The 7,439-nt window shown below is 65.2% G+C and carries 5 protein-coding genes and 1 pseudogene; 5 read left to right on the forward strand and 1 reads right to left on the reverse strand.

All coding sequences use genetic code 11. The annotated features are described in order from the left end of the window. Nucleotides 1–156: 156 nt before the first annotated feature. Nucleotides 157–1,197, reverse strand: coding sequence for an ion channel (locus Y707_RS0121465; RefSeq protein WP_026536568.1), 1,041 nt, complete (start codon nucleotides 1,195–1,197; stop codon nucleotides 157–159). Between the two features lie 209 nt (nucleotides 1,198–1,406). On the opposite strand from Y707_RS0121465, the pseudogene Y707_RS0121470 reads away from it, so the two are divergent. From Y707_RS0121470 to allB, 5 genes and pseudogenes are all read left to right on the forward strand, one after another. Continuing rightward, nucleotides 1,407–2,147: pseudogene (locus Y707_RS0121470) on the forward strand (hydroxypyruvate isomerase family protein); the annotation flags it as partial. After that, nucleotides 2,044–3,159 (forward strand): 2-hydroxy-3-oxopropionate reductase, encoded by a 1,116-nt coding sequence (locus Y707_RS0121475; RefSeq protein ID WP_333782873.1) that lies wholly within the window; start codon nucleotides 2,044–2,046, stop codon nucleotides 3,157–3,159. The pseudogene Y707_RS0121470 and the gene Y707_RS0121475, both read left to right, overlap by 104 nt. Before the next feature lie 41 nt (nucleotides 3,160–3,200). Continuing rightward, entirely contained in the window at nucleotides 3,201–4,979 is a 1,779-nt protein-coding gene (gcl, locus tag Y707_RS0121480; protein ID WP_026536571.1) for a glyoxylate carboligase, read from the forward strand. 12 nt (nucleotides 4,980–4,991) lie between these two features. Beyond that, nucleotides 4,992–6,176: a glycerate kinase gene (locus Y707_RS28340; protein WP_051442292.1), complete on the forward strand. Its 1,185-nt coding sequence runs from the start codon at nucleotides 4,992–4,994 to the stop codon at nucleotides 6,174–6,176. A gap of 63 nt (nucleotides 6,177–6,239) precedes the next feature. Continuing rightward, nucleotides 6,240–7,439, forward strand: a 1,200-nt coding sequence (allB, locus tag Y707_RS28345) for an allantoinase AllB (RefSeq protein ID WP_155853263.1), incomplete at its 3' end; no start/stop codon positions are given.

Below are 7,439 nucleotides of genomic sequence, written 5' to 3' on the forward strand. Positions count from 1 at the left end.
AAGAAAAACACTTCCTCGTTGCTGGCTCGTGCCGGGCATAACCATGGATTTGTCAGCAACGATACACCTGTTTGCTGACAGTTTCGGCCCTGAATTTATGCCGCTGCCGGGGCGTCGCGGCCGGCTCTGCCGTTTGATCCCGGAGGATGCGTCCAGCTAGTGCGCACGATCTCCCGTGAGGGCGCCGGCGATCTCGTCGTCGGAGAGTCTGCGCTCGCCGACGTAGTACAGTACGGAGCCTTCCGGCAGCGGTGTCTCCCAGTCCGGGGTGAGTATCCCGCCGTCGTGCTGGACGGCAATGACCGTAGTGGTGAAGCTGCGTCCCATGGCCGTCTGGACCTGCCCGAAGTCCACCTTTGCGAGCGCCGAAGGCAGGGGAGTGCTGTAGGTGTTGCGGCCGCCGTGGGACATCAGGTCGGCATAGATGACCGCAATGCCAGGATCCTGCAGTTCTTCGGTGGCGAGCCGCGGCGAATGCCACTGCACGCACCGGACGTCGTCGTCGACATAGGAGAAGTTCCGCGCGCGGCTCATGTCGCGCAGGGTCACGACGGTGTGCGCCTCCGGGTTCACATGCGTTACTGCTACGGCGAGGGCGAGCGCCTCGTTGTCATCGCGTGCATCGATCAGGACCCGGGCCGCGCGGTGGACGCCGGCTCGCCGCAGCACGTCCTCCTCGGTGAGGTCGCCGCGGACGAAGCCGACATCCGGTTGTTCGGGCAGCGGATTCTGTGCCACTTCTTCCCAGGCGCAGAGCGCAACCGGGTGGGTGCCATCGGCTGCGATCTCCTGGATCAGGCGTTCGGTGCGTCCCGGTGTGTAGCCGACGATCACCAGATGGTCCGACAGATCGAGGTCGAGTTGGCCCTTCATGCGCTGTCCTTTCGCGTTCTCGATCGCCGTCGCGATCCTGGTAAAGAGTGTGGTCAGCGTGACGATGCCGCCGACGATGACGTAGACGCCGACGAGGTGGCCGCCAAAAGAAGTAGGGAAGAAGTCGCCGTAGCCGACGGTGGAGGCAGTGACCACGAACCACCACCAGTAGTTCTCCACAGATGTGATGGCGTTACCGGACGGCTCCGCCCAGATCATCAGCGGCCAGCTGGTGAAGAAAACCGTGGCGATGATGACAACCGGCAGCGCCCAGGTCCGTGCGCGGCCGAGTCGGCGGACCAGGCGGGCAAGCACAAACGGCACGCGGTCTCCTTCCTCGGGCGGGATATCCAGTACGACCCTACGCTGTGCGGGTCCCAAATAGTGGCGTATCCACAGGCAAGGGCGCTGCTTCTGCCGCATCCCGCTGATTAACGGTTGACGCATTCCCTCGATCCCTCTAGAATTTTCATAAAGCAAAAGATAAACTCCACAATGTGGAACTAACTGCTAAGTCGAACAAGGATGAACTGATGTCTTACACCGTGAACTGCTCCATTCTTCTCACCGAGCTGCCCCTGCTGGAACGCCCGGCAGCGGCCAAGGCGGCCGGCTTTGACGCCGTCGAGTTCTGGTGGCCCTTCCCTGCGTCGACCCCCGGCGCAGACGAGATCGCCGCGTTCGAAAAAGCCATCACCGACGCCGGCGTCCAGCTGACCGGCCTGAACTTCAACGCCGGCGACATGCCGGGCGGAGACCGCGGACTCGTGTCCTGGCCGGCCCGCAGCCAGGAATTCCGCGACAACCTCGACGTCGTCGCAGGCATTGGCGGACGCTTGGGCTGCAAGGGCTTCAACGCCCTGTACGGCAACCGCGTCGCCGACTCCACGCCAGAGGAGCAGGACGCCATCGCCGTCGAAAATCTTGTCCTCGCTGCCGAAGCTGTGGCTCCGATCGGCGGAACCGTGCTGGTCGAGCCTGTCAGCGGTGCTGAGCAGTACCCGCTGAAGACCGCCGCCGATGCGCTCGCGGTGATCGAGAAGGTCAAGGCCCGCGGCGTCACCAACATCAAGCTCCTCGCGGACTTCTTCCACCTCGCGGTCAACGGCGACGACGTTGCCGCGGTGATCGAGAACCACGCCGCAGACTTCGGCCACATCCAGATTGCCGATGCTCCCGGCCGCGGAGAACCGGGCAGCGGCGAACTGCCGATCAGCGAGTGGATCGAAACCAGCCGCAACCTCGGCTACACCGGCGTCGTCGGCCTCGAATACAAGGCTCCCGCCGACACGGCGTTCGACTGGGCCGCCGCCGGAGCCACCTCCAAGTAAGCACCGCGCCCGACGCCGGCATCACAGCCGCCAAGCAAGCGCACCTGACACTTCGAAAAGGATTAGAAAAATGACAAACGTTGCAGTTATCGGACTCGGAATCATGGGCCTTCCCATGGCGAAAAACCTCGTCAAGGCCGGCCACCAGGTCACCGGTTACAACCGGAGCCAGGAGAAGGTCGACAAGCTCGTCGCCGAAGGCGGCAAGGGCGCGGCCAGTGTTGCCGAAGCGGTGAAGGATGCCGACGTCGTCATCACCATGGTCCCCGACTCACCCGACGTCGAAGCGGTAGTGACCGGCGATGACGGCGTTTTCGCCAACGCCCGCGAAGGCGCCCTCTGGATCGACTTCTCCACCATCCGTCCGGACGTGGCCGTTCAGCTGGCAGAGTCCGCCCGCAAGGCCGGCCTCAAGCCGCTCGACGCCCCGGTCTCCGGCGGCGAAGCCGGTGCCATCGACGGCGTGCTGTCGATCATGGTCGGCGGTGAAGCGGCCGACTTCGACTCCGCGTCCGAGGTATTCGACGCCGTCGGCAAGACCATTGTGCACGTGGGCCCGGCCGGCTCCGGTCAGACCGTCAAGGCAGCCAACCAGCTCATCGTCGCCGCCAACATCCAGGCGCTGAGCGAGGCCGTCGTCTTCCTCGAAGCCTACGGCGTGGATACCGCCGCGGCGCTGAAGGTGCTCGGCGGGGGGCTTGCCGGCTCCAAGGTGCTGGACCAGAAGGGCCAGAAGATGCTGGACCGCTCCTTCGAGCCTGGGTTCCGGCTGAAGCTGCACCACAAGGACCTGAATATCGTCACCTCCGCCGCCCGCGAAGCCGGCGTCACCATCCCGCTCGGCGCCGTCGTCGCCCAGCTGGTCGGCTCGATGGTCAACCAGGGCGACGGCGACCTCGACCACTCCGGTCTGTTCAAGCTCGTCGAACAGCTCTCCGGCCGCGACAACGACTAAGCATTTCAGCCAACAAACTTTTACTTTCCAAGGAGAATCCCATGCCGAAGATGCGTGCTGTTGACGCAGCAGTTGCCATTCTGGAAAAGGAGGGCGCCACCCAGGCTTTCGGCCTGCCCGGCGCCGCCATCAATCCCTTCTACTCGGCGATGCGCGCCCACGGCGGGATACGCCACGTGCTGGCCCGCCACGTTGAAGGTGCCTCACACATGGCCGAGGGTTACACCCGCGCCAAGGCCGGCAACATCGGTATCTGCATCGGTACCTCCGGGCCCGCCGGCACGGATATGATCACCGGTCTGTACTCCGCCTGGGCGGATTCGATCCCGATCCTGTGCATCACCGGCCAGGCACCGGTGGCCAAGCTGCACAAGGAAGACTTCCAGGCTGTGGACATCACCTCGATCGCCAAGCCGGTGACCAAGATGGCGATGACTGTTCTCGAAGCCGCGCAGGTTCCGGGCGCTTTCCAGAAGGCGTTCTACGAGATGCGCACGGGACGTCCCGGCCCGGTCCTGATCGACCTGCCGATCGACGTTCAGCAGACCGAGATCGAATTCGATCCGGATACCTATGAGCCGCTGCAGGTTTCCAAACCCGCCGCGACGCGCAAGCAACTCGAGAAGGCCCTCGATATGCTGACCGGGGCCGAGCGCCCGCTGATCGTCGCCGGCGGCGGCATCATCAACGCCGACGCGTCGGACCAGCTGGTCGAGCTGGCGGAACTGCTGAACATCCCGGTCATCCCGACCCTGATGGGCTGGGGCACCATTCCGGACGACCACCCGCTGATGGCCGGCATGGTCGGACTGCAGACCTCGCACCGCTACGGCAACGCCACCATGCTCGAATCCGACTTCGTGATCGGCATCGGCAACCGCTGGGCCAACCGCCACACCGGTGCCGTCGACGTCTACACCAAGGACCGCAAGTTCGTCCACATCGACATCGAGCCCACACAGATCGGCCGCGTGTTCGCCCCGGACTTCGGCATTGTGTCCGACGCCGGTGCGGCCCTGACCGGGCTGGTTGAACTGGCGCGGGAGCGCAAGAACAGCAAGGGCCTGCCGGACTGGAAGAGCTGGGCGGCGGATTGTGCACACCGCAAGTCGACGATGCAGCGCAAGACCAACTTCGACAACGTGCCGATCAAGCCGCAGCGCGTGTACCAGGAGATGAACGAGGCCTTTGGCCGGGACACCCGGTACGTTTCCACCATCGGTCTGTCGCAGATCGCCGGAGCGCAGTTCCTGCACGTCTACCACCCGCGCAACTGGATCAACTGCGGCCAGGCCGGACCCTTGGGCTGGACGGCACCTGCCGCTCTCGGCGTCGTCCGGGCGGATCCGGAGGCTTCCGTCGTGGCACTGTCCGGCGACTACGACTTCCAGTTCATGATCGAGGAACTGGCCGTCGGAGCGCAGTTCAACCTGCCGTACATCCACGTCGTCGTCAATAACTCCTATCTGGGTCTGATTCGTCAGGCACAGCGCGGGTTCGACATGGATTACCACGTGTCCCTCGACTTCGAGAACGTGAACTCGCCGGAGCTGGAGGGCTACGGCGTCGACCACGTCAAGGTCGCCGAAGGACTGGGCTGCAAGGCTATCCGTGTCCGCGAAGCAGATGATCTGCAGGCCGCATTCGAGAAGGCCCGCGGACTGATGGCCGAGTACAAGGTTCCCGTCGTCGTCGAGGTCATCCTCGAGCGCATCACCAACATTTCGATGGGTGCTGCCGGGATCGACGCGATCAACGAGTTCGAGGACCTGGCCGTCTCCGCCGACGACGCGCCCACCGCGATCTCCGCACTGGCGTAAGCGCGGACCACCATGCGCGTCGTCATTGCTCCGGATAAGTTCAAGGGTTCGCTCTCTGCGCCGCAGGTCGCGGACTGCCTTGAAACCGGACTGCTCGCGGCCTATCCAGCGATCACCGTGGACAAGGCGCCAATGGCCGACGGCGGTGAAGGCACCTTGGATGCCGCCGTCGCCGCCGGGTTCACGCTCCATAAAGTAACTGTCGCCGGACCGACCGGGCAGCCGTTGCAGGCTCCCGTCGCGGTCCGTGGCAGGGAAGCCGTCGTCGAAATGGCGGTGGCCTCCGGACTCTCGGTGCTCCCGGGAGGAATCCTGCGGGCCCGCGACGCCACCAGCCTGGGCACCGGACAGTTGATCCGGTTCTGCCTGGACGCCGGCTGTAACCGGATCGTCCTGGGCGTGGGCGGCAGTGCCAGCACCGACGGCGGCGCGGGGTTGCTGACAGGGCTCGGCGCCATCATGCTCGACGCCGATGGCCGCGAGCTGCCACCCGGCGGCGCGGCGTTGACATCGCTGGCACGGATAGATCTTTCCGGGCTGGACCGGCGGTTGGCGGACGTGGAGGTCACGCTGGCTGCCGACGTCGACAATCCGTTACTGGGAGCCAACGGAGCCGCGGCGGTGTTCGGTCCACAAAAGGGCGCCACCGCGGATGATGTCGCCGGGCTCGACGCCGCCCTCGCCCAGTTCGCCAGAGTCCTCGCCCGTGGCACCGGACCATTGGCCGTCGAACTCCTGAGCGCACCCGGAGCGGGGGCCGCCGGGGGAGTCGGCTACGCCGCCATGGCGGTACTGAACGCACAGCGGCGGGCGGGGATCGACGTCGTACTCGGGTTGACCGGCCTCGCCGCCAAGCTGCAGGGCGCGGATATGGTGATCACCGGCGAAGGGAGCCTGGATGAACAGAGCCTCGGCGGTAAGACGCCACTCGGGGTGGCTAAGGCCGCGGCTGCAGCCGGCGTGCCGGTGATGGCCGTCTGCGGGCGCACGCCACTGAGCCCGGCGCAGCTTGAGGTGGCAGGCTTTGTACGCACTTTCGCGCTGACCGATATGCAGCCGGACGTGCAAAAATGCATGACAGAGGCTGCAGGGCTGCTCGAGCAGGTGGGGCGGGAAATCGGCACCGCACTCATTGGGCGGGATGGAGCCGGATCCAGCGGGAAAGCCGAAGCCGGCCTGACGCCGGGAATGCACTAGCGACCCGCCGCGGTGCGGGACATTGACTGCAGGCACACATTGAATTCGATAAGGATGGATCTCATGAGCACGACTGAAACGACCACACGGGGCAACGACGCAACGCAGACGGTTGGACAGCAGGAATCCGCGAACGGCGCCGTGACCAGTTTCGACCTGGTGATCCGCGGCGAAAAGATCCTCACTGCGGATGGAACCGGAGCCTGGGAGGTGGGAATCCGCGACGGCGTGATCGCCTCGCTGGAACCGCTCGGCGCCAACCTTCAGGGTCTCGAAGTCATCGAACTTGCCCCGGATGAAACGCTTATTCCCGGCCTGGTCGACAGCCACGTGCACGTGAACGAACCAGGCCGCACCGAATGGGAAGGCTTCGCCTCCGCCACCCGCGCCGCCGCGGCAGGCGGTGTCACCACCATCATCGATATGCCGCTGAACAGCATCCCGCCGACCGTCAACCGGGAGGCGCTCGAGGTCAAGCGCAGTGTTGCGAAGGATCAGGCATTCGTCGACGTTGGATTCTGGGGCGGCGCGGTGCCGGGCAATACGGCTGACCTTCGCGAGCTGCACGACGACGGCGTCTTCGGCTTTAAGTGCTTCCTGCTGCATTCGGGCGTGGATGAGTTCCCGGCGCTGGAAGCGGACGAGATGGAAACCGACATGGCGGAGTTGAAGAAATTCGACTCGCTGATGATCGTCCACGCCGAGGACGCGCACACGATTGAGACGGCGCCGCAGGAGTTCAGCAACGAGTACGCCTCATTCCTCGCCTCCCGGCCCCGCGACGCGGAGAACCTGGCTATCGCAGAGGTGATCGAGCGGGCCCGCCGCACCGGTGCCCGCGCGCATGTGCTGCACCTGTCGTCGTCGGACGCACTGCCGCAGATCGCCGCAGCGAAGGCCGACGGCGTCCGGCTCACCGTTGAGACCTGCCCGCACTACCTGACGCTCACCGCAGAAGATGTCCCGCAGGGATCGACCGCGCACAAGTGCTGCCCGCCGATCCGCGAAGGCGCCAACCGCGAACTGCTGTGGCAAGGCCTGCAGGACGGGATTATTGACTGCATCGTCTCGGACCACTCGCCCAGCACCGTGGACCTGAAGAACCTCGAGACCGGCGATTTCGGCACCGCTTGGGGAGGCGTATCCTCACTGCAGCTCGGCCTGTCGCTGATTTGGACCGACGCCCGCGAACGCGGAATCCCCCTGGAGCAGGTTGTTGAGTGGATGTCGGCCCGGCCCGCCGCGCTGGCGCAGTTGGAGCGG

The organism is Arthrobacter sp. H14 (assembly GCF_000520495.1).
Lineage (GTDB): Bacteria > Actinomycetota > Actinomycetes > Actinomycetales > Micrococcaceae > Arthrobacter_C.